We start from the raw sequence: 22,440 nt of genomic DNA on the forward strand, positions 1-22,440 counted from the left end.
AAAGCCAGGCCGTAGATGCGTAGATTATGGTGTCGGTTTGCCCAACTCTACCTCAGCCCCCGATCGCCTCGATCTCTCCCCCCGCCAGGGCCCGCCCCCAGGGCCCACCCCCAGAGTCACCCCAGATTAACCAATGCGGCTGGCCGTCCTAAACCCCCAGGGGCTAGAACCCCGGCGGCTTCAGGTCAGGCTCCCAGGCCCTGGAACTCAAGCCCTTGTTCTAAAGTCCTGGCGGATTGGGAATACTAAGCCCAGGTTGGCAAATGGCCTATCGGCACACGTTTAGACACGTTACAAGAGAGCGTCATGGTAGCAACACCCCACTACAAAAAAGATGAAGCCTCCGCCCTACCCGATCAGGAGCTTGGCCTCCGCAGCCTAGGAGAAGAGGACGAAGGGGCATCCCTTCAGCTCCATGACTTTTCCTCCGTCGATGTTGAGGAGGGTGACTTTGAAGCCGATGCCGCCGCCGTGCTGAAGGGCAAGCGCACCACCGACCTGGTGCGCCTCTACCTGCAAGAAATTGGCCGGGTCCGGCTGCTGGAGCGCCACGAAGAGGTTTCCGAAGCCCAGTGTGTGCAGAGCTACATGCAGCTGCTAGAGGACTTAACCCAGGCCGCCGACCAGAGTGGCGGCATTCTAGCCGTCTACAGCAACCTGCTGAAAACCCGCGATCGCCTCTCCTCTCAGCTGGGCTATCGCCCATCCCTGGAGCGCTGGGCCACCGAAGCCGGCGTGCCCAGCGCCGACCTCAAACCCACCCTCACCGCCGGCAAACGGGCCTGGGCCGAACTCAGCAACCTCACCGTGGCCGAGCTTGAGAAGGCCATTGCCGAGGGCATTCGCGCCAAAGAGCACATGATCAAGGCCAACCTGCGCCTGGTGGTTTCGGTGGCCAAAAAGTACCAGAATCGGGGCCTGGAGCTGCTCGATCTGATTCAGGAAGGTACCCTGGGCCTGGAGCGGGCGGTGGAAAAATTTGACCCCACCAAGGGCTACCGCTTTAGCACCTACGCCTACTGGTGGATTCGCCAGGGGATTACCCGGGCGATCGCCACCCAGAGCCGCACCATTCGCCTGCCCGTCCACATCACCGAAAAGCTTAACAAAATCAAAAAAGCCCAGCGCAAACTCTCCCAAGAAAAGGGCCGCACCCCCTCGGTCGAAGACATCGCCCGCGAGCTGGATATGACCGCCGCCCAGGTGCGCGAGGTGCTGCTGCGCGTGCCCCGCGCTGTATCGCTGGAAACCAAGGTGGGCAAAGACCGCGACACCGAGTTGGGCGATCTGCTCGAAACCGACTGCATGTCCCCCGAAGACATGCTGATCCGCGAGTCCCTGCGCCGCGACCTGCAGCAGCTGATGGCCGACCTCACCACCCGTGAGCAGGACGTGATCAACATGCGCTTTGGCCTCGGCGACGGCACCCCCTACTCCTTGGCCGAAATTGGCCGCGCCCTGGAGCTTTCCCGCGAGCGAGTGCGCCAGATTGAGTCCAAGGCGCTGCAAAAGCTGCGCCAGCCCAAGCGCCGCAACCGCGTTCGCGACTACCTCGAAGCGCTCAACTAGAGAACCATGCCCTCAAGGGTCGTAGGGGCGTTGCACTGCAACGCCCCTACCAGGTATTGGGTTCAAATCGGGGTTTTGTGAGTCGGATTTGGGATCAGGCATCAACGCTGACAGCCCCTAATGTTCTGTCAAACCTAAGTTTGTAGGGTTAGGTGGCGCGCTAGCGTAACCCAACCAGGCTGACTGCCGTTGGGTTACGCTCCGATTTACCCAATCTACGGGAACCCTACTGACGCCTAGACCTGCACCAGCGCCATCAGCATCACCTCCCAAACCAGGCGGGGCTGCACAAAGCGGCGCAGATGGCCCTTAGCGGCTTCCAGCTTAGGTAGCCAGCGGGGGCTCTCGGCGGGGTAACTCTGCCAGTACCAGTTGAGGAGATAGTCCAGCAGCCAGAGCTGGGCCTCGGTGTCGAGGGCTTTGGCCACCTGGCGGGCCTGGTCGAGGGCCTCGCGCAGGGTACGGGGGGGCTGGTGCAGGGCGGTGAGCAGCTCGGGGGGAATGGTTTGGAGCTGGTGGTAGGCGGCGATCGCCCCCCCCGGACTGCCCTGGGCCATCGCCAAGATCTGCGGCTGCTCCAGCACCTCGCCTTGCCCTACCCGCTGGAGCACCATCGCCATATCGGCTGCGTTCAGCCGCTGGAACGGAATCGTTTGGCAGCGCGATACCAGCGTGGGCAGCAGCGCCTGGGGGCCTGGGGCCAGCAGCAGGATGGTCGCCTGCCCAGGTTCCTCCAGGGTCTTGAGCAGACCGTTGGCGGCCCCCTCGGCCATAGTTTCGGCGGCTTCAATCACCACCACCGCCCGACGGGCTTCCAGGGGCGGACGGCTGAGGAACTGGGCAATCTGGCGCACCTGCTCCAGGCGCGTCTGGGGTGGGCTTTTGCGGCTGAGGCCCTCCTCTGTGGCCAGGGATGCTGCGATCAATCGGCCCTGGTGCAGGTAGGTGGGCTCGACCCACAGGAGGTCAGGGTGGTTGCGCTGCACAATCCGCCGTTGCAGGACCGGCGATGGCGGCTCGGATGTCGCCAGGAGAATTTCCGCAAACCGCTCAGCGGCCAGCCGCCGCCCCACCCCCTGGGGACCAGCGAACAGGTAAGCCGGGGCCTCCCGCCCCCGATCGCAGGCGCGGCAGAGCAGGGCCACAGCGGTGTCCTGGCCAACTAGGTCATCAAATTGGGGGCGTACCACTGCTGCAAATACCCTTCCACAACGGCAAAAATTTCCCTGGCCACAGCTTCTACCCCAGCCGCCGCGTCGATCGCCACAATTCGCTCGCGGTGCTGCGCTGCCAGGGCCGCAAAGCCCCCCTGCACCCGCTGGTGAAAGCTCAGATCCGCCTGCTCCATGCGATCGGCACCCCCTCGCTGCTGGGTGCGGGCCAGCCCCACTTCGGCATCGAGCTGGAGCCAGAGGGTGAGGTCGGGCACCAGCCCCCCGGTGGCCACCCGGTTGAGCTGGTCAATCAGGTCCAGATCGAGGCCGCGCCCGTAGCCCTGGTAGGCCACCGTTGAGTCAATAAAGCGATCGCACAGCACCCAGCAGCCCTCGGCCAGGGCAGGTTTGATCACCTCTTCGACATGCTGGGCGCGATCGGCGGCATAGAGCAACAGTTCGGCCCGACTGGCCATAGCCGCCCTACCCTGATAGCCCAGCAGGAGGTGCCGCAGCCCCAACCCCAGTTCCGTGCCCCCTGGCTCACGGGTGGTCAGCAGCCCAGATACCGCATGCTGCTCCTGGAGCCGCTGAAACGCACGGTGCTTGAGCAGCGTCGCCTGCAAAATGGGCAGCTGAGTCGATTTGCCACACCCTTCTACCCCCTCAAAGACCAGCAGTTTGCCTGGCATTGCCTGTGCCCCTAGTGGTTGCCCCTTCAAGCTTACAGGCAATGCCGCCAGCCTCGGCCCTCTGGCCGGCCGCCGCCGCCCGCAAAAAATATGCTATACAATAAGATACAAACCTGGGGTGGAGCATACCCAGGCAAATGGGTTCGTTGGGGAACTAAGCTTAAGTCGCCATCGACCTTGTACTGAGCAACAGTTGTTACAGTCTCAGCAAAGGACGCCTATGGCCCGTTATACCAACTCTCTTCCGGTTCCAGAGACAACCTCTCGACTGCGAGACTCTATCATCAGCTCGCTTAAGTCCTTTGGGTTGAATATGGTCTACGAGAACGGCGATTACCTGGTCGCCAAAGAGCAACCCGGTCAAGTTTCTATATCTCAGCTCACCACCATTGAAGTTTTGATCAATCAACCGACCGTGGCCGCAGGTGCGGGCTGTGTAAACCTGGTGGTAAAAAACGAAGAACTGCCGCTCAGGCGGGACAACCACTGTGAGCAGGTGTTTAGCGCCGTCAATCAGGCCATTGTAGCGCTGGTCTAGGGCGTGTCATCAATTGTGGCAAAATCCCGGTATATCAAGCTTTGCCACGCCCGACCCAAACGACAGCCTAGGAGCTGTAGCCCTTGGTTGTTGAGCGTTTAGCAGCTAATTGATGACAGCCCCTTGGGCGTTGTGAGCCAAGCAAAACCTAGCTCAAACCCGTGGGTTGGGTGCCGCGATAGCAGAACCCGAAGGATCTCTTGGATGTTAAGCGTTCTTCCTCAGAAACGCGGTCCAAACGGCTCCGTTGCACCCAAGCTACGAGATGCCGAACAGTCTCAAGGCCCGAGATTTCCCCATTCCTAGCAACCTAAACCGCCGCAGGGTTGACATTGGCCACCGTCAGAGAGAACGCCTCTCAGCCAACATCCGAACTTCAGTCGTTCACGGCACCAGGTTTTCCCCGAGCAGTTCCTACGCCAGACGCTGTAGTAGCCCCAGCTGGCCTACATCTCTGTATCTTCGTCTAGGTCCTCTGACCCCTCGTCGCCCTCTTCCACCATATTGGGGCTGATCAGGGTGATTCGAACTCGTCCGGGGGGAGCGTGGACTGACTATCGCGCTTGAGCTGGTAATAAATTGCACGGGCCTGGGGACCAAAGACAATTTCGTCTTCATTTTTAAGGTCGTGGGCCTGAAGCTTACGCCCGTTAATCAGCATGCCGTTGGCACTGGGCTTCCCCTTTAAATTGCCATCTACAATGCGGTAGTAAAAGGTGTCGTCGTCCTTTGGCAGTTGTACCAGGGTGGCATGGTGGCGTGAGACAAACTGCGACGACAGTCGAATGTCGCACTTGGGATCCCGTCCAATGGAGTAGACCGATCCGTCCAGAACGATCTCTCGACGGCCTTTACTGTCTTCGACGATGAGAATATTGCTGAGTTTGGTATGGAGTGGCATGCTCGGACACTTGCAAAAACGGAGCCCAGAATCAATTTGACAGGAAACGACCAATCTTTTCGGCAACCCAACCGTCAATGCACCCCTTCCCATTTCACCAGCGCCTCGGCTCTTGAGAACCGATTAGCGACACGGCGCGTGGTTAGCTGACCAGGAGTAAGCTGGGTAGCCTGACGCCACCGGGGAAGACAACGCTGAAAGTCAACGGACGGTCGCCCACTAGTTTACCCTGTGTAGCCATTGCCTGAATGGTAGCAGAATCCCCTTTGGGTGTCCGCCTCAGTCGGTGGCGTCTACTTCTAATTCTTCCCAGGGATTGGAGTTGACATCACGCAGACGCTTGAGCATCCAGTCAAAACGAATGCCACCGATGGACAGCATGTCGTTCATTTCGTCTAGCCCAGCGTCGTTGAGGCTGGCTACTGGCCGCCAGTGCTCTCCCTGCAGGTGCTTAACCGTGCTGCGCAGACGACTGGAAAGCAAAATCGCCAGGGCGCGGTAAAAGCGCGAGGCAAACCAGATGTCCTGCTGAAGTTTGTGGCGCAGCTGGGCGCAGGAAATCGACATCACAATGCTTGGCTCCAGGGCAGACACCGTGGCGGAGGGTGGTTGGCTATCGACAAAGGACATTTCCCCAACCACTTCCCCTGTAGCCAGGTGGGCGATGGGCTGAGCGTTGAGAGCCGCCACCGACACCTCCAGGCCCCCGTCTAAAATAAGATAGATGTGTTCGCAGGGTTCGCCCTCGCGAATGAGCACCTGCCCAGGCTGAAGCTCCTGCCGCTGCCCAACCTCGATCAGCCAGTCAACGTCGTCGTCTTCTAAAACCCCAAGGATGAATACTACACGTTTCATGGCTGCAGCCCTACTCCACGATCGCCCGCCTGCCGTTGGCAAGGCCGGGGTTGAGACTTGGACCTAGGCCACAGCTAAAGGAAGACCATCCTGCAACGCTGGAATATTGCCGCATAGCTACCTTATAGAGGTTCTGCCAGTTTTCTAACATACCCTACGATGGCCTGTATGAAACGTGGCTGCTGCCACGGTGTTCTGCAACAGTTCTCAACACGGCACTAGACTTAAGCTTTAAGCGCTGGGGCGGTCAGATGGCCCTTCTATCTTGTTTTTTAATCCTTTCCTATGACTACAGTAAATCCAGCGGCAACGGTCGCTGAACCGACCCCAAGTACCGATATTTCCGTGCGGGCTTATTTTTTAGGTCAAAGCATTGACCTGAGGGCGATCGCCGAGCAGAGACAGGTGCAGCCATCGCTGCCAGCCCTGCTGGTGGTGTCGATCGGCGATCGCGGCCAGGGCGTCCTATTCAGCTACGGAGCGGTAGTGCTGTTTGGCCTCTCGGAGGCGGCAGCCCAGGGCTTTCTCGCCACCCTCACCCCCCATATCAATGCCCCCTTTGAGCAGCCCGAGACCGAAGCCGCGACCATTCGGCTGTCTGAGGTCAGCAGCGGCAAGGTGCAGGACGGTCTGATTTTGCTCTCGTCCCTGGATGAGCTGCGGCTCCAACTGGTGGCCGATGTGATGGCCAAGAGCGTGGTGCTAGCCCACTACGAGATTGGGGCGGCCGCCGTCTTTGACCGGATTGAGCCCTATGCAGCCGAACTCCAGCACCAGCGTCAGATTCGGGTGCGGGGCGATCAGCTGCTCAAGCAGATTGGCCAGACGCTGACCATTCAGCACAAGATCGTGGGGCGGGTCGAAATTATCGATAAGCCTGAGCTGCTGTGGGAATATCCAGAGCTTGACCTGCTCTACCAGCGCCTGGAGGATGAGTACGAAATTCGCGATCGCCACTCGGCCCTGGAGCGCAAGCTCGATTTGGTCAACCGGACCGTGGAAACCGTGCTCGACCTGCAGCGGCAGCAGACGGGCCTGCGCCTGGAGTGGTACGTAGTGCTGCTGATTGTGATAGAAGTGCTGCTGTCGCTGTACGACCTGTTTGTTAGCCCCCGCTGAGGTACCGATGGGACAATCAATTGTGGTGAACCAGGCTGAGTTTGAGCAGGCCGTGCTGCAGCCCTCCTTTGAGCAGCCAGTGCTGGTGGATTTTTTTGCCACCTGGTGTGGCCCCTGCCAGCTGCTCAAGCCCATGCTCGAAACGCTGGCCCAGGAGTACGATTTCACCCTGGCCAAGGTGGATATTGATGCCAACCCGGAGTTGGCCAAAACCTTTGGGGTGGAGGGGGTACCCGACGTGCGGATTGTGACCCAGGGGCAGGTGCAGCAGGGGTTTGTGGGCGTGCTGACCGAGCCGCAGCTGCGGGAACTGCTGGCCGGGCTGGGCCTGCGATCGAGCCTGGAGGAAGACCTGGCCGCCTTTGATGCCGCCCTGGCCACCGCCGACCCCGCCCAGGTTTTTCCGGCCCTGACCACGCTGCTGACCCGCTACCCCAACAACAGTCAGATTCTGCTCAAGGCGGCTCAGCTCTACCTCCTCCAGGGAGACGATGCCCTGGCCACCCAGTATTTGGCGCTGATCGACCCCAGCGATCGCGAGGCCACGGATATGGCCGAAGGCCTGCAAGGATTGATCACCCTGCGCCAGTCCCTGGCCGACCTGGGCGATTCCGAGCTGGATACAGCCTTTGGTACGGCCGCTCAGGCGGCGCTGAAGGGAGATTTTGCTACCGCTCTGGAGGGGTTTTTGAGCGTGGTAGAGCGCGAACGAGCCTACCGGGACGACAGCGCCCGCAAGGCCATGCTGACCGTCTTTAAACTGTTGGGCAGCAGCGATCCGCTCACCATCACCTACCGCAAACGCCTGATGCAGGCGCTGTACTGATCTCGGCCGTTGCTGAATTGGGGCCTGCATATGGGGAGGGGCAAACGGTCGTTTGCCCCTGCGAGAGGCCTTGATTTTTTGTTTCATACCTGTGGTCAGGGACGTTCTACCGCCCGAACGACCAGGATGCCGTCGGTTTTCCCCGGTAAACCGCCATGGCTGGGCCAGAAGTCGATTTTGGGGGAAATTCTGAAGAATTTCAGGCTGGACAAATTTGGTCAAGACCACAACAGTTATTCTGGAAGTAGTTCCCTAAGCTGATTCCCAAGCAATCTGCCGACGCTACCTGAGCGGTAAACCTATGGCATTTCTAACCCGCTGGCTTCAGTTTTTGCGGTTTCTCGAAGGACTGCTGGAATTTCTGGATGTGGTCACAACCCCGCTAGGGATGGTAGCCACGGTCGGCGTCACGCTCTACGGCCTGCTGGTGTTTTTTGGCACCGATGCCTCAACCGCCGCCACCCTGGCCGGCTCCGTCACCCTGGCCCTGAGCTGCCTGATCACCCGTCCCGATTTCTAAACCCTAGCCTTTCCCATACTTTGGCTCTCAGGCGATCGCTCACCCCCTTCCCATCCCCCTCACACCCTCACCTCTTCATCTCCCCACCCCGCCCATGCTCCCCGCCGCTGAGGCCGAAGCCAAGATTCTCGATTTAGTTGTATCCCCAGCGGCGGCGGAGCAGGTTCCCCTGGAGTCGGCCCTGGGGCGCGTTCTGGCCCAGGCGATCCCCAGCCCGCTCGATTTTCCCCACTGGGACAATTCGGCGATGGATGGCTACGCGGTACGCTACGCCGATGTGCAGGCAGCCAGCACCGAGAGCCCAGTGGCGCTGGCGCTGACCGAGACCATTCCGGCGGGGCGATCGCCCACCCAGCCCGTCGGCCCCGGCCAGGCGGCGCGCATCCTCACCGGTTCCATGCTGCCGACTGGGGCCGACACCGTCGTCATGCAAGAGGTAACCCGGCGGGAGGGCGAGCAAGTGCTGGTGCTAGAGGTGCCCGAACCCCAGCAGTTTGTCCGCCACCGGGGCAGCTTTTGTCGGGCGGACGATCCTTTAATGCAGGCAGGGCTTGCGATCGGTGGACCTGAGCTGGCGGTGCTGGCCTCGGCCCAGTGCGTGCAGGTGCCGGTGTTTCCCCAACCTCGGGTGGCGATTCTGTCCACGGGCGACGAGCTGGTGATGCCCGGAACGGCCCTCCAACCGGGGCAAATTGTTGACTCCAACCAGTACGCCCTGGCGGCGCTGGTGCGGCAGGCGGGGGCAATCCCCGTGCCGCTGGGCATTGTAGCTGACCAACCCCAGGCGCTGCGAGCCGCAATTCAATCGGCCCTGGCCCAGGCGGATGTGATCGTGTCCTCCGGGGGCGTTTCGGTAGGCGACTACGACTATGTCGATGAAATCTTGGCGGATCTGGGGGCAACGCTGCACATTCGCGCGGTGGCGGTAAAGCCCGGCAAGCCGCTGACGGTGGCGACATTTCCAGCGGAGCGTGGCTCTGCGCCCCTGTACTTTGGCCTGCCGGGTAACCCGGTGTCGGCCCTGGTGACATTCTGGCGGTTTGTGGTGCCCGCCCTCCGCAAGCGATCGGGGTTGGCAACGGGTTGGGGGCCAGCGTTTGTGCCCGCCACTACCCGCCACCCTTTAAAAGCCGGGGGGCAGCGGGAAACCTACCTGTGGGGCAGGCTGCTGTCAACGTCAGCGGGCTATGAGTTTGAGCTGGCCAGCGGGGGCCACAGCTCCGGCAATTTGATCAACCTGGCGGGCACCAACGCCCTGGCGGTCGTCCCGGTGGGCACCACCCAAATTGATGGAGGAGAGACAGTCCAGGTGATGACCGTCAGCTAGGCGCGATCGCCCCTCACCGACCTTCCCCAGCCCCTGGTTCCACCGCGCAGACATAGTCCATTGCCGCCAAATTCAGCGGGTCGGGGTCTACGGGCAGCCAGCCCCGGCTGCCGACGGGACCCTGGAACTCGACATCGCGAAAGCGGCGGCGATCGCAGTCGTACTCCGTCACATAGTCGGTGCGCTGGGGAGAGCCAGAGCGCCTATCGACGTAGTAGCTGCTCACCCGCACGTGGCCTGGACTCAGCCACTCCACCGAGTCGAGATCGACAAATTGCTGCTGCTGCCCCTGGCTGGTTTCGGCCACGCGGTACCAGGTAGCGGCCAGGGCGCTGGGGGAAGCGATCGCCCAGCCCAGCACAAGCCCCAGCCAGAGCGCCACGATTCGGCCCATCCATTGGCCCCTCCAACCTGGCCACCGGCTGCCCAGGAACCAGGCGTCAAGCTTAAAATATTGCGGGTGTTCGGTCACAACAGGCTATCTAGACGTATGGTTTTTGATATCGGGACGGTAGCGTAACGCACGCCTCCTCACGATCGTGAATCATTCCGACTGGCCCAGTCAAGGCGGCTGGTTGGCAAGGCTGACAGGAGGTCCGCCGTGACCGTGCGCACCATCGCCAAAATTATCGCCCGCCCAGGGCAAACCGATGCCCTGAAATCGCTGCTGATAGAGATCGTCGAGCTGGCCCGCGAAAATCCCGGCTGCCTGAGTTTTGAACTATTGCAGAGCCAATCTAACCCAGGGGAGTTTGTCACCCTGGGGCACTGGCAGAATGATGCCGCCTTTCAGTCCCACTTTCGCTCGGGCTATATGGATGAGTTCATGCGCGAAATCCCTGAACTGGTCGATCATCCCCCCGACATCCAGTGGTACATCCTGGTGATGTAGGGCAATTCAATTACAGCGTCGGGAAAAACAGCGATCGGTAAGCACCAATCAGCGCTTCGCCCCAGAACACCGTCAGCACAGCCCCGATCGCGAGAAACGGGCCAAAGGGCATCGGCTGGCGGCGACCGATCAGCTTGAGGGCGATCGCGCCCCCCCCGACTACCGCCCCCACCAGGCAGGCCAAAAACCCGCTCAGCAGCACCCCCTGCCAGCCCAGCCAGGTCCCCAGCATCGCCGCCAGCTTGGCATCGCCGCCGCCCATGGCGGTTTGACCCAGGGCCGCCGAGGCAAATAGCGAAATTAAATCAAACAGCCAGATCCCCAGCACTGCGCCAAGGATGCTGCCCACCAACTTCAGGATTGGGGCAGGCCAGGGTTCCCCCTGCAAAAGCGGCAGGGCAGCGCTGACCCCCAGGCCCAGCAGTAGCCCCGACCCGGTGAGCCGGTTGGGCAGCGTCAGCGTGTCGATATCGATAAAGGTCAGCGCCACCAGCCAGCTCAGCAGGAGCCAGTAGCCCACCGTGGCCCAGCCCAGCCCCAGCAGCCAGTAGGTGACCAAAAACAGCGCCCCCGTCAGCGCCTCGATCAGCGGGTAGCGGGGCGAGATGGGCGTACGACAGTAGCGGCAGCGGCCACGCAGCCACAGCCAGCCCAGTACCGGCACGTTGTCATAGGGTTTGAGCTGGGTGTGGCACTGGGGGCAGCGCGACGGCGGATGCAGCAGCGACAGCCCCGCTGGTATCCGGTAGATCACCACGTTGAGGAAGCTGCCCACGGCGGCGCCGAAGAGGAAGACGAGGGCGGAGGTGATGAGGGCGTCCATGGAGGGGGTGAGGGGGTGAGGAGGTAGGGGGGTGAAGGGGAGGAGGGATGGGGTTAGGGTGCCCAGATGGGTGGGGCGGGTTTGGGTGGGTTGGCAAAGTCTACCTGAGCGAGAATCGACTGGATCAGGGCCTGAAAAATCGCTCCTACAATCTTAAAGAACGTCATTTCCCCATCATTTTATGTCTCCAGATGCCATGTCCTTCTCCGCCGACACCCAGGCTATCCACAGCGGACGGGGCATTGACCCCGCTACCGGAGCGCTGACTGCCGCCATTCACCTCTCGACCACCTTTGAGCGGGATGCCGACGGCAGCTACCCTCGGGGTTACGTCTATGGCCGCAGCGGCAATCCCAACCGCGACGCCCTCGAAACCGCCCTGACGGAGCTGGAACAGGGGGTCGCGGCCGCCGCCTTTGCCTCCGGGTCGGCCGCCACCTTTAGCCTGCTGCAGGCGCTTGGCCCCAGCGACCACGTAATTGCGCCCCAGAGTGTCTACTTTGGGGTGCAGCAAATGCTGAGCCAAATATTTGCCCCCTGGGGCTTGAGCTACACCCTGGTGGATACCACTGACCTGGCGGCGGTGGCCGAGGCGCTGCGCCCCAACACTCGCCTGGTGCTGATCGAAACCCCCTCCAACCCGCAGCTGGCGGTGACCGACATTCGCGCGATCGCAGCTCTCGCCCACCAGGCCAACGCCTACCTGGCCTGCGACAACACGATCGCCTCGCCAGTGCTGCAAACCCCGCTCGCCCTGGGAGCCGACTTTGTTATCCACGCCACCACCAAGTACCTGGCGGGCCACGGCGACGTGATTGGCGGCGCAGTCGTCACCCGCGAGGTCAACCCACTGTTTGAGCAGCTGCGGCTGGTGCAGACCATTGGCGGCGTGGTGCCCTCCCCCTTTGACTGCTGGCTCACCCTGCGCGGTCTGCAAACCCTGCCCCTGCGGGTGCGCGCCCAGGCCCAGGCGGCCCAGACCGTTGCCACCTGGCTGGTACAGCACCCCGCCGTGGAGCAGGTGCTGTACCCCGGGTTACCGGGGCACCCCGGCCACGTCATCGCCCAGCAGCAGATGCAGGGCTACGGGGGGTTGCTGTCTTTTTTGGTCAAGGGCAACCAGGAAACCGCTATGGGCGTAGCCGCCAAAACGCGCCTGATCGCCCGCGCCACCAGCTTTGGTAGCCCCCACAGCACCCTGGAGCACCGCGCCTCGATCGAGCAGGGCACCCAGACCGCCCCCAATCTGCTGCGCCTCTCCATTGGCCTGGAGCAGGTGGACAATCTGATTGCCGACCTCGACCAGGCCCTCCAGCCCTAGCCCCGATCGCCGACAAACTCATCCATTCAGCCGCCAGCAGCAGCCAGAGCCCGAAACTGGACAATAGCCAGGCATTCCAAGCGAAGCCAGGGCTACAGTCAGTAGCATCACGCTTTTGGAGCCAGGGCTATGGTCAATCGAGTTCGGCGGCAGATTCGCCGGTTTTTCAGGCAGGCGCGCACCGTCAACAACGAGCCCGTCAACCGGGCCAGCCTGGCGGTGATCATCCTGATTGACCTGTTTATTCTCTTCAATGTGTTCAGCGGCCTCAGCGACATCAGTCGCTGGCCCCTCAGTCCCTACCAGGCCCACCCCTGCCATGAGCCCTGGGCCGGCTACCGCAACCAAACCCAGGGAAACCGCGACTACGACATTCTGCGCGCCAGCATTCAATTCGAGAACCAACCGGAGTTTAGCTGGGCCAACAACTACCGCAACATGGCCGAGGGTCACCTGGGCGAGGTGTCGCCGATTTGTCTCGACTATGCCGCCACCGCCGACGGCCTCGACACGCCCAACAATCGCCAGATTCTCGCTGCTCTCGACCAGGTCCAGGATTCCATCGCTGACCTGGAGCAGGAGAACCAGACCATCCGCAGCCAGTACGACTCCACCCTGCTAGAGCAGATTGCCGGGCAGTCGCCGGAGCAGTCGATCAACCAGGTGGAAGCCGCCCAGGCCCGCGCCACCCTCGATCGCAACAACGCCAGTCTGGAACAACTGCGCCAGCAGGAGCGCGATCTGCAAACCCAGCTCACCCAAACCCCGGCCAGCCAACCGTTTCTCGCCCTGCTGAATAACGACGCCCAGTTTCAATCGCTCGATCGCCAGTATCAGCGGGCTTCGTTTTGGTACCCCACGGTACAGCTGCTGTTTCAGAGTCTATTTTTGCTGCCTCTGGTGGGGCTCGCCTGGGCCGTCTACCGCTTCGCCGAGCGGCGCGGCTACGGCCTGGTGGCCTTGCAGAGCTGGCACCTGCTGGTGATCTTCTGCATTCCTCTGGTGATCAAGGTTTTTGAGGTGCTGCAGTTTGGAGCGCTGTTTAGCTGGCTGTCCCAGGTAATTGTGGCGCTGCTGGGGGGGCTACTGTTTTTAATCAACTACCTCTACATTCTGGTGGTGCCGCTGATCGGCTACAGCATCATCAAGTTCTTTCAAAAGGTGGTGCTCAACCCCCGACTCCAGGTAGCAGGGCGGGTGCAGAACCAGAAGTGCATTCGCTGCGCCAAAAAGCTGCGCCGGGACGATGCCCACTGCCCCCACTGCGGCTACCACCAGGAGACAGAGTGCCACCACTGCCACCAGCCCACCTACAAGTATTTGCCCTATTGCCGCCACTGCGGCACCCCTCAGGAACTGGAGGTTTGAGGGCGATCGCCCCTGAGACGCCATTACAAAAACCCGGTTTCTGGGCCAGCAGGTTAGGGCCGCTGCGGGGGGTGCAACGTGCAACGTGCAACCTGAACAAGAGAGACGGGATGTCGTGGCGGAATCGTTAGCTTAAACATTGTCAAGCAGAACCATTTTTCGGCAAGATTGGCTCTTTAATGTCCTGTGAGGGTTGCCCCTGCTGTCTGTGTGCCCCCTTCTGTGTGCCCCCCAAGGAGTCCAATGATCGAAGATTCAAATCCCATCCCCGAAAGCCCCTACCCCGAGGTGACTGATCCCACGGCCTACAGGTTTCGTCCCCGAGATATTCTCTTGGGAGCGCAGATGCTGTTTGTGGCGTTTGGGGCCCTGGTGCTGGTGCCCATTTTGACCGGGCTCAATCCCAATGTGGCCCTCTTCACCGCTGGGCTGGGCACGCTGGTGTTTCAACTGGTGACAGGGGGCAAGGTGCCGATTTTTCTGGCCTCCTCCTTTGCCTTCATCGCTCCGATTCAACTGGGCGTTGAGCAGTACGGCCTGGGCGAAACCCTCTCTGGGCTGGCGGCGGCGGGGGTGTTTTACCTGGTGCTCAGCCTGCTGATTTTTTGGCGCGGCCCCGGCTTTCTCACCCGGCTGCTGCCCCCGATTGTCACCGGTCCGGTGATTATGGTGATTGGCCTGTCCCTGGCTCCGGTGGCAGTGGGCATGGCCTCCAACGCTGGCGAAACCTACGGCGTCAACGCGGCGCTGGGGGTGGCCGGTGCCGCCCTGCTAGCCACGATGCTCACCGCCCTGCTAGCTGGGGGCTGGCTGCGGCTGGTGCCGATTCTGGTGGGCATTGCGGTGGGCTACCTGGTGGCGCTGCCCCTGGGTATGGTCAGCTTTGCGCCCGTGGCCGAGGCACCCTGGTTTGCCCTGCCCAGCTTCACGGCCCCGGTGTTTCACCTGCCCTCGATTTTGTTTATCCTGCCCGTGGCGATCGCCCCTGCCATTGAGCACTTTGGCGACATCATCGCCGTTAGCGCCGTGGCCAAAAAAGACTACCTGCGCGATCCGGGTGTCCACCGCACCCTCCTCGGCGATGGCCTGGCCACTACCCTGGCCGCGTTCTTCGGCGGCCCCCCCAACACCACCTACTCCGAAGTGACCGGGGCCGTTGCCCTGACCCGCACGTTCAATGCGGGCATTATGACCTGGGCGGCGATCATCGCCATCCTGCTGGCCTTCGTCGGCAAGTTGGGCGCTCTGCTCCAGACCATCCCGGCCCCGGCCATGGGCGGCATTCTGGTCATCCTCTTCGGCACCATTGTGGTGATCGGCATCAATAGCCTGGTGCAGGCCGGGCAGGATCTGACCCAGCCTCGCAACCTGGTGATCGTCGCCATCATTCTCATTTTTGGCGTGGGTGGCCTGTCGCTCCAAGCGGGGGCATTTGCCCTGGAAGGCATTGGCCTGTGCGGCATCGTGGGCGTTTTGCTGAATCTGGTGCTGCCCCAGGCCCGTGCAGAGGTGGAGGCCCGTGGAGAGATGGGGGTGGAGCCCTAGGCTCTAGGGTGTCAGGTTCAAGGCCCGCCAAAAACCTGACACCTGGTGCCTCGCCCCCAAACCTTACCCCTGCCGAGGCTTTACATAGATCGGCATCCGATCCACCGGGTAGATCAACAGGTTCTGCTTTAAATTCTCCAGCGACGATCGCCCGTTCACCAGCTCCCAGTCAAAGTGCCGCAGCATCTGGGCCAGCATTAGCGTCGCTTCCAGCATGGCCAGGTGTTCGCCCAGGCAGCGGTGGGGGCCAGAGCCAAAGTCAATCATCGGCGGGGTGGGTGAATGGCGATCGCCGCTCAGCCAGCGATCGGGCCAGAACCGGTGGGGCTGGGGATAGGCATCGGGGTCCCGTCCGGCTCCCAGCATGGACCAGAACAGGCGGGTTCCGGCGGGCACCGCCAGGTCATCCACTACCATGTCTCGGGTCACCTGGAGCGACGTCGTGCCTGAAGCCACCGAATAGAGCCGCAAGGTCTCTTTGATCACCCCCTGCAGGTAGCTCAGCTCCTTCAGGCTGGCCAGGGTGAGGGTGCCGTGGTGCTCAAACGCGCGATCGACCTCGGCCCGGGCCGTCTCAAACACCTGCGGATTGAGCGCCAGTTCGCCCACCGCAAAGGAGAGGGTGTGGGCGGTAGTGTCGGTGCCTGCGATCAGCATTTCAACGATTTCGGGCAGCAGGGTGGCGCGGCTGTAGCGGGGTTCCTTGGCCGCAATTTTGACCACCATCGACTGCTGAAATAGGGGGCTGGCCTGGGCCTGGGCGGCGAGGTCGCCATCGCGCAGCCGCAGGGCCAGGTCAACGCGGGATTGCAAACAGGTTTCAAAGTGGCGGCGGGCGGCCCAGTAGGCCCGGGCGGAGGGGGTGGGCAGATACTTTTGCCAGGGCTTTTCGCCCACGGCCACCCGCAAGAATCGGTAGGTCAGCACCGACATGGCGTTGTAGGTGGGCTCGATTTCCAGGGGCGGGCCTTCGGGGCTGGGCTGGGCTGGATCGATGGGAATGCCCAACACCAGCGCCGCAATTACCCGCAGGGTCAGCTCCACAAACAGCGGATCGACGGGCAATGGTTGGTCTGTGGGGGCGGCGTGAAGCTGGGCGATCACCTGGGTACAGCTCTGGTCTACCAGGGTCAGGTAGTGGTTGACGCCGCTGGAGCTAAACTCCGGGGTCCAGGCCTTGCGCCGCCACTGCCACTCGGCCCCATCCTGGCCGATCATGATTGGCCCCATCAGGTCGTTCCAGGCCCGCTGTGACTGGCCGGTGCGGGTTAGGCTGCCGTCGCGGGTGCCCTGCACAATGGTGTTGTCGATCAGCTTTGCCTGGCTGAGCACCACCACCGGATAGCCCACCCAGTACACGTACCGGGGGCCATAGGCCTGGGACCAGTCAAACAAAATTTGGAATAGCTGCCGATTTTTGACCGCCGCCAGCAAGGGCGGAATGTGCCCCAGCAGCCAGTGCCCAGGGGGCGAGGGCAGCGATCGCAGCGTTTTGAACCGCTGTTGCCAGGTCCACCGCCGCCAGCCAGCCACCGCCGCCACCAGCCCCAGGCCCACGACAACCGGCATCCCCCACACCTGTCCCATCGGATATTCCTGCCAGAAGAATGGACCGATTATATAGCGGGACTCAGGGGCTGGGCCGGTGCCGGACCAGGGCGGCGATCGCCTCAATCAGGCGCTGGGGCTCCACGGGTTTGGGCATGTGTTTGTGAAAGCCCGCCGCGATCGCCTGACGGTAGTCGATCTCCCCTGCGTAGGCGGTCAGGGCAATGGCCGGCAGATCGCCGCCCTGGTCGGGGGGCAGGTCGCGCACCTGGCGCATCAGCGTGTAGCCATCGGTGCCCGGCATGCCAATGTCGCTGAGCAGAATGTCTGGCGGTCCCTGCTCCAGGGCAGCGATCGCCGCGGCGGCGCTGCTGGCGGCGATTACCTGGGCCTGGTGCAGCTCCAGCAAAAAGGTAATAAACTCCCGGGTGCCCTGGTCGTCGTCCACCACCAGGACCCGAACTCCGGCCAGGTCGCCCGGCCGCTGGTCGGCCGCGATTACCCCGGCAGCGGGGTTTGCCGAAGGCGAGTCGGCGGCGGCGGGCGGGGCGAGGGGCAGTTGCACCGTAAAGGTGGCCCCCTGCCCATCCCCTGGGCTGTCGGCCTGGACAATTCCGCCGTGGAGTTCGACCAGGTAGCGCACCAGGGCAAGGCCCAGCCCCAGACCGCCAAACTGTCGGGTGGTGGCGGCGTCTTCCTGGCGAAAGCGATCGAAAACGTAGGGCAGAAAAGCCGGGTGAATGCCCTTGCCTGTATCGCTAACGGTGATCTGGGCGTAGAGGGGGGGCAAGGGCTTGGCCGTGGCGTCTTCGCCGCGATCTTTTTTGCGGCGATCGACCCGCACCCGCGACAGCCGCACCTCGACCTGCCCTCCCTCGGAGGTGAACTTGACCGCGTTGGAGAGCAGGTTCCACACCACCTGCTGCAGTCGGTCGGCATCGCCCGAAACCCGGCCCACGTCGGCCTCTAGCTTGGTGTCTAGCTGAATCCGTTTGGCCTCGGCGGCCAGGCGCACCGTCTCCACGGCGGCCCGAATGGTGACGGCCAGATCCACCACCGTGGTGTTGAGGCTCAGCTTGCCCCGCAGCACCCGCGACACATCCAGCAAGTCATTGATCAGCTGGGCCTGGATCTGGGCGTTGCGCTCGATCACACTGAGGGCGTACTGGGTTTTTTGGGCATCGAGCTGGCGATCGCGCAGCAGCTGGGACCACCCCAGAATGGGGTTGAGGGGCGTTCGCAGTTCGTGGGAGACCACGGCCAGAAATTCGTCCTTGATCCGGTTGGCGGCCTCGGCCTGGTTGCGGGCCGCCCGCTCCCGGTCCAGCAGCTGTTCGCGCTCCTGGTCGGCCCGGCGGCGATCGGTGGTGTCGTTGACCAGCGCCACAAACCCCTCCACCGCTCCCTCGGCGCTGGTCTGAGGCACGTAGGTGGCGCTGATGTAGCGAGTACCGCCGTCTTTGTAGGGCACCTGGGTTTCAAAGGTGACCTGCTCTCCGGCCAGCACCCGCTCCACGTAGGGGCGAACCACCGCGTAGGCGGCTTCCCCCAGCACCTCCCGCATGTGCTTGCCGTGGTTGTCCTGAGCCAGCTGGCCAAACCAGTTTTCGTAGCTGCGATTGTTGTAGCGGTAGCGCCTCTGGGCATCGATAAAGGAGATCAGCGAGGGGACGGCATCGGTGATCAGGCGCAGTTCGGCTTCCCGCTGGCGCAGGGTGTCTTCAATCTGCTTGTGCTCGGTGATGTCTTCGGCAATACCCCCCATCCACAGCAGCTTGCCCTGGTCGTCAAAGATGGGAAAACAGCGATCGCGAATCCAGACCATCGCCCCATCGGGGCGCACAATCCGGTAGTCCTGGCTGGTGCCGCGCCGCCGGCACTGCTGCCAGCTGGTGCGAATCCGATCGCGATCGTCGGGGTGGGCAAAGCCAATGAAGCGGTTCAAGTCGTCGTATACGTCCGCCACCGGTCGTCCCCACACCTGTTCAAAGGACGGACTGACGTAGACCAACCGTTCCTCCTGCAAATCCGTAATCCAGATCACATCGCGGCTGTTTTCAGCAAAGCTGCGAAATCGCGCTTCGCTTTCGCGCAGGGCGGCTTCGGCCCGCTGGCGGTGGGTAATGTTGCGGGTCGAACCGCCTACAAACTGCACTGCCCCCTCGGGGCCAAGCATCGGTTTAAAGATGTATTCATAGATGCCGCTGACGCCCGTGGGGCTGACATAGGTCGATTCATCCTGCACCGTCTGCCCTGTGACAAACACATGCTCGATCTCCCTCTGGTGTTTAGCGGCCAGGGCAGGGGGATAGTTGAGCTCGAAAAAGGTTTTGCCGACAGCCTCGGCCAGCCTCAGCCCCCACAGGTCGAGCAGGGGCTGGTTGACAAACACAAAGCGCCCCTGGCGATCGAGCAGGTAGACGAAGTCGGAAATGGTAGCCAGCAGGGCGTCAAAAATCTGCGATCGCCGCTCCAGCTCATCGCGACTCTCGTCCAGGGCGGCCGCCGTAGCCTGGAGCTGCTGCTGCAGCCCCGTGCAGCTTGGGTTGGTTTCGGCAGCAGTGGCAACCACCCGGCTCAGGGCCCACCCCAGGCTGTCCGCCGTGATCTGGTCGGCAACCAGGTAGTCCACCGCCCCCGCTCGCATCGCCTCCACCGCCAGGGGAGCGTCGTTGCGGCCGATCGCCAAAATCGGTGGACAGGCCTCCCCCAGGGACTTCTTCAGCTCAGCCAGCCGCTCCAGGCCCCAGTCCTCAGCCCGGCGATCGGTTGGACTGGATGCCTCCAGCTCCAGCAGAATGACCCTAACTGAATGCGTTTGGCACAGGGTTACCCCCTGAGCACCATCGGTAGCCGACAGTACTTGATCGGAAACCTTGCCCTGCTGATCTAGCCAATGCCGATACAAATCGGCGTTATCGGGGCGATCAGCAATGACTAATACTATCCGTGCCTGGGAGAGGTCCGTCTGCAACTCGGGATCAACCATAGGGAAGCTCAGCGTGGGTACTGCCATGATTTTCAGCAGCACTGTTATGCCGGCTAAAACGGTGCATCGGGCAAGGAGATCGGCCCTGCTAAACACCCTGCGAACTACAGAGGCGATCGCCAACAATACTGGTCTAATCTATAGCGTTTGGCAGGGCCAGCCAATCTATCGAAAGATAGACGCCGCTCCATCCCTGTTATCCCCCCCGATCAGCCTGGCTCGGCAGCAGCGGCAGCCTCACCGTAAACGTAGCGCCCTGGCCCTCGCCGGGGCTAGCGGCCACCACGGTGCCGCCGTGGAGTTCGACCAGGTTGCGAACGATCGCTAGCCCCAGCCCCAGGCCGCCAAACTTGCGGGTCGTGGTGCCGTCTTCCTGGCGAAAATACTCGAACACGTAGCCCAGGAAACCGGGGTGAATGCCTTTGCCCGTATCGCTCACCTGAACCTGGGCCTCAGCCCCCACCTGGGCCACCGTCACTACCACCTGGCCACCGCTGTCGGTAAACTTGACCGCATTGCTGAGCAAATTCCAGATCACCTGCTGCAGCCGAGTGGAGTCGCCCAAGACCGGCCCCAGCTCCGGTTCAAACAGGGTTTGAATCGCGATCGCTTTGGCCTCCGCCGTCAGCCGCACCGTTTCCAGGGCCGCCACCACAATGGCAACCAGGTCAACCGGGACCATCGTCAGCCGGGTTTTGCCCTGCATAATTCGAGTCACATCCAGCAGGTCGTCGATCAGCTGGGTTTGCAGTTTGGCATTGCGCTCGATGGTCTCTAGGGCAAAGGCGGTTTTTTCGGCGCTGAGTTGGCCGTCGCGCAGCAGGCTGGCCCAGCCCAGAATGGGGTTTAGGGGGGTGCGCAGCTCGTGGGACAACACGGCCAAAAATTCGTCCTTCAGCCGATTGGCCCGCTCGGCCTCTTCCTTGGCCATCTCCGCCCGTTCGAGGTGTTCGGCCCGCTCGCGATCGCGCTCGGCCAGCAGGTTGGCGGCCACCTCCAGCGATCGCCCCAGCAGGGCCACCTCTTTGATCGACCGCGAGCTGAGCTGGGGATGCTCATTGTTGGCCAGCGCCTCGGCCGCCAGGGCCGCCGCCGTGAAGCTACGAGAAATGGGCCGCGACAGCCAGTACGCCCCCAGGCCGCTAATCAGCAGCAGCGCCATGCCCGAACCAATCACCAGCCCCATGGCCTGACGGGCAGGCCCCTGAATGTCCTGAATCGGTATCGTGACAGCCGCTGTCCAGGGCGTATTGCTAATCCGGCTGAAGGCCACATACACCTCCATCCCTTCCAGGCTCAGGTCCTGGTAAACGCCTTCGCTGGCGGCTTCGATGCGTCGCAAAAACGACGGCGTACCCCGCTGCCCCACAAACTGCTGAGGATTGAGCGTGCGGGTTACCACCACACCCTGACCATCGAGAATGGTGCGCGTCCACTCACCTTCCACCGGTTGCTGCTCCTCAACCACCGTAGCCATCGCCTGGGGTGTGATCACAGCGGTCAAGGCGTAGCGCAGAACACCGTCTTGAATGACCGGAACCCGGATCGGAAAGGCATAGTTTTTCCCCGCATTACCTCGACTCAGATCGCCAACGACTGGCCGCTGTGTAGCTACCAGGTGTGTCAGGCTAGCGGGCTCGTTTACGGAGGGCAACGGCACCCCCAATGGCTGCCTGGTATTTAAAAGCTGTTGGCCATCAGGGGACAGCAAAATCACCGTCATCCAGGTGGCCTGGGTTTCCTCCACGCGCCTGGCATCGCCATAGAACCCCTCCAGGTCTCCCTCAACCAGCTGATCCGATGCCGCCAGAGCCTGGAGGGTTCGGGTCGTGTTGGAAAATTCGCGGTCTACCGTAGCAGCCAAATTGCGGGCCTCTCGCAGGATTCGCCGCTCTGCCGCCGCCTGTTCTTGATAGGACAATCGATACACGATGGCCCCGGCGAACAGGACCACTGGCAGCAGGGTACCCGCCATGAGCAACATCAGGTACCACCGCAGCGAAACGGTACAGCGCCCGGCTGACTTGGCAGGACGCCGCCTGAACGCAACCATTCGCGGCTTCAGCACTGCTGAAACCTGAGACACTGCAGGTTTTTCTTCCACCATTGATACGGGATGTAATCACCCATGGGTTGCACAGTGGACAATGCGGTGTGGTGCCCCCCCAAGTTTGTCATTATCCTACTCCGAACTAAACCCGTAGCCCGTGCCGCCATCCCCCGGGCGTTACTCATCCTAGTCGGTCCTGACGCAGGCTTTCTATGCCCTAGTGCTGATTTTTACTGGCAAGCTCTGTGGCGTACAGATGGCCGTCCCACTGCCCAAGGCAGCCAGATGCCTGGCCCAGGATGGCCGAGCCCTACAGCGATCGCGCCATCGAGTAGTTGAAGTAACCACCATAGGGAAGAAAATCAGTCATTATGAAGAGGCGTAATAGTGTCTTTGTACCGCC

At 62.1% G+C, this 22,440-nt stretch carries 19 protein-coding genes; 10 read left to right on the forward strand and 9 right to left on the reverse strand.

Annotated elements, in window-relative coordinates:
• Window positions 1-306 precede the first annotated feature (306 nt).
• Window positions 307-1,569 carry an RNA polymerase sigma factor SigC gene (sigC, locus tag NF78_RS08005; RefSeq protein ID WP_035985672.1) on the forward strand — a complete coding sequence of 421 codons (1,263 nt, stop codon included), beginning with the start codon at window positions 307-309 and terminating at the stop codon, window positions 1,567-1,569.
• 236 nt (window positions 1,570-1,805) lie between these two features.
• Here the strand turns inward: sigC and NF78_RS08010 are convergent, their stop codons facing one another.
• The gene (locus NF78_RS08010; protein ID WP_035985673.1) at window positions 1,806-2,759 is read right to left on the reverse strand and encodes a DNA polymerase III subunit delta'; all 954 of its coding nucleotides are present in this window, start codon (window positions 2,757-2,759) and stop codon (window positions 1,806-1,808) included.
• Window positions 2,732-3,415: a dTMP kinase gene (tmk, locus tag NF78_RS08015; RefSeq protein WP_035985674.1), complete on the reverse strand. Its 684-nt coding sequence runs from the start codon at window positions 3,413-3,415 to the stop codon at window positions 2,732-2,734. The genes NF78_RS08010 and tmk overlap by 28 nt, the downstream gene beginning before the upstream one ends.
• A gap of 220 nt (window positions 3,416-3,635) precedes the next feature.
• Between tmk and NF78_RS08020 the strand changes: the two genes are divergently transcribed.
• A complete protein-coding gene (locus NF78_RS08020; RefSeq protein WP_035985675.1) occupies window positions 3,636-3,953 on the forward strand; it encodes a hypothetical protein in 318 nt (105 codons plus the stop codon).
• A gap of 514 nt (window positions 3,954-4,467) precedes the next feature.
• Here the strand turns inward: NF78_RS08020 and NF78_RS08025 are convergent.
• Window positions 4,468-4,854, reverse strand: a complete 387-nt coding sequence (locus NF78_RS08025; protein ID WP_318655454.1) for an FHA domain-containing protein — start codon at window positions 4,852-4,854, stop codon at window positions 4,468-4,470.
• A 279-nt stretch (window positions 4,855-5,133) separates the two neighbouring features.
• Entirely contained in the window at window positions 5,134-5,709 is a 576-nt protein-coding gene (locus NF78_RS08030) for a cyclic nucleotide-binding domain-containing protein (RefSeq protein ID WP_035985676.1), read from the reverse strand.
• 285 nt (window positions 5,710-5,994) lie between these two features.
• Here NF78_RS08030 and NF78_RS08035 point away from each other — a divergent pair, with 285 nt between their 5' ends.
• The 4 genes from NF78_RS08035 to glp all read left to right on the forward strand — a co-directional run bounded on the left by NF78_RS08035 (window position 5,995) and on the right by glp (window position 9,501).
• A complete protein-coding gene (locus NF78_RS08035) occupies window positions 5,995-6,828 on the forward strand; it encodes an RMD1 family protein (protein ID WP_081972549.1) in 834 nt (277 codons plus the stop codon).
• A gap of 7 nt (window positions 6,829-6,835) precedes the next feature.
• On the forward strand, window positions 6,836-7,654 hold the full coding sequence (locus NF78_RS08040) for a tetratricopeptide repeat protein (protein WP_035985677.1): 819 nt from the start codon (window positions 6,836-6,838) through the stop codon (window positions 7,652-7,654).
• A gap of 301 nt (window positions 7,655-7,955) precedes the next feature.
• Complete coding sequence (locus tag NF78_RS08045; protein WP_035985678.1) at window positions 7,956-8,174, forward strand: hypothetical protein; 219 nt, start codon at window positions 7,956-7,958, stop codon at window positions 8,172-8,174.
• A gap of 94 nt (window positions 8,175-8,268) precedes the next feature.
• Window positions 8,269-9,501 (forward strand): gephyrin-like molybdotransferase Glp, encoded by a 1,233-nt coding sequence (gene glp, locus NF78_RS08050; RefSeq protein ID WP_035985679.1) that lies wholly within the window; start codon window positions 8,269-8,271, stop codon window positions 9,499-9,501.
• A gap of 13 nt (window positions 9,502-9,514) precedes the next feature.
• Here the strand turns inward: glp and NF78_RS08055 are convergent, their stop codons facing one another.
• The gene (locus NF78_RS08055; protein WP_035985680.1) at window positions 9,515-9,895 is read right to left on the reverse strand and encodes a hypothetical protein; all 381 of its coding nucleotides are present in this window, start codon (window positions 9,893-9,895) and stop codon (window positions 9,515-9,517) included.
• 207 nt (window positions 9,896-10,102) lie between these two features.
• Here NF78_RS08055 and NF78_RS08060 point away from each other — a divergent pair, with 207 nt between their 5' ends.
• On the forward strand, window positions 10,103-10,393 hold the full coding sequence (locus NF78_RS08060) for a putative quinol monooxygenase (RefSeq protein WP_035985681.1): 291 nt from the start codon (window positions 10,103-10,105) through the stop codon (window positions 10,391-10,393).
• Between the two features lie 10 nt (window positions 10,394-10,403).
• Here the strand turns inward: NF78_RS08060 and NF78_RS08065 are convergent, their stop codons facing one another.
• Window positions 10,404-11,216 (reverse strand): prepilin peptidase, encoded by an 813-nt coding sequence (locus NF78_RS08065; RefSeq protein WP_035985682.1) that lies wholly within the window; start codon window positions 11,214-11,216, stop codon window positions 10,404-10,406.
• A 181-nt stretch (window positions 11,217-11,397) separates the two neighbouring features.
• Here NF78_RS08065 and NF78_RS08070 point away from each other — a divergent pair, with 181 nt between their 5' ends.
• From NF78_RS08070 to NF78_RS08080, 3 genes are all read left to right on the forward strand, one after another.
• Complete coding sequence (locus NF78_RS08070; protein ID WP_197064793.1) at window positions 11,398-12,537, forward strand: trans-sulfuration enzyme family protein; 1,140 nt, start codon at window positions 11,398-11,400, stop codon at window positions 12,535-12,537.
• Between the two features lie 129 nt (window positions 12,538-12,666).
• Complete coding sequence (locus tag NF78_RS08075) at window positions 12,667-13,905, forward strand: membrane protein (protein ID WP_035985683.1); 1,239 nt, start codon at window positions 12,667-12,669, stop codon at window positions 13,903-13,905.
• Between the two features lie 243 nt (window positions 13,906-14,148).
• Window positions 14,149-15,450: a uracil-xanthine permease family protein gene (locus tag NF78_RS08080; RefSeq protein ID WP_052049980.1), complete on the forward strand. Its 1,302-nt coding sequence runs from the start codon at window positions 14,149-14,151 to the stop codon at window positions 15,448-15,450.
• A gap of 63 nt (window positions 15,451-15,513) precedes the next feature.
• Here NF78_RS08080 and NF78_RS08085 read toward each other — a convergent pair whose 3' ends face one another.
• The 3 genes from NF78_RS08085 to NF78_RS08095 all read right to left on the reverse strand — a co-directional run bounded on the left by NF78_RS08085 (window position 15,514) and on the right by NF78_RS08095 (window position 21,962).
• Window positions 15,514-17,037 carry a cytochrome P450 gene (locus tag NF78_RS08085; protein WP_035985684.1) on the reverse strand — a complete coding sequence of 508 codons (1,524 nt, stop codon included), beginning with the start codon at window positions 17,035-17,037 and terminating at the stop codon, window positions 15,514-15,516.
• A gap of 43 nt (window positions 17,038-17,080) precedes the next feature.
• A complete protein-coding gene (locus NF78_RS08090; protein WP_197064795.1) occupies window positions 17,081-19,987 on the reverse strand; it encodes a PAS domain S-box protein in 2,907 nt (968 codons plus the stop codon).
• Window positions 19,988-20,183: 196 nt separating this feature from the next.
• Window positions 20,184-21,962, reverse strand: a complete 1,779-nt coding sequence (locus tag NF78_RS08095; protein ID WP_225885254.1) for a sensor histidine kinase — start codon at window positions 21,960-21,962, stop codon at window positions 20,184-20,186.
• Between the last annotated feature and the right edge of the window lie 478 nt (window positions 21,963-22,440).

Origin of the sequence: Leptolyngbya sp. KIOST-1, from assembly GCF_000763385.1 — a bacterium.
Lineage (GTDB): Bacteria > Cyanobacteriota > Cyanobacteriia > Phormidesmidales > Phormidesmidaceae > Nodosilinea.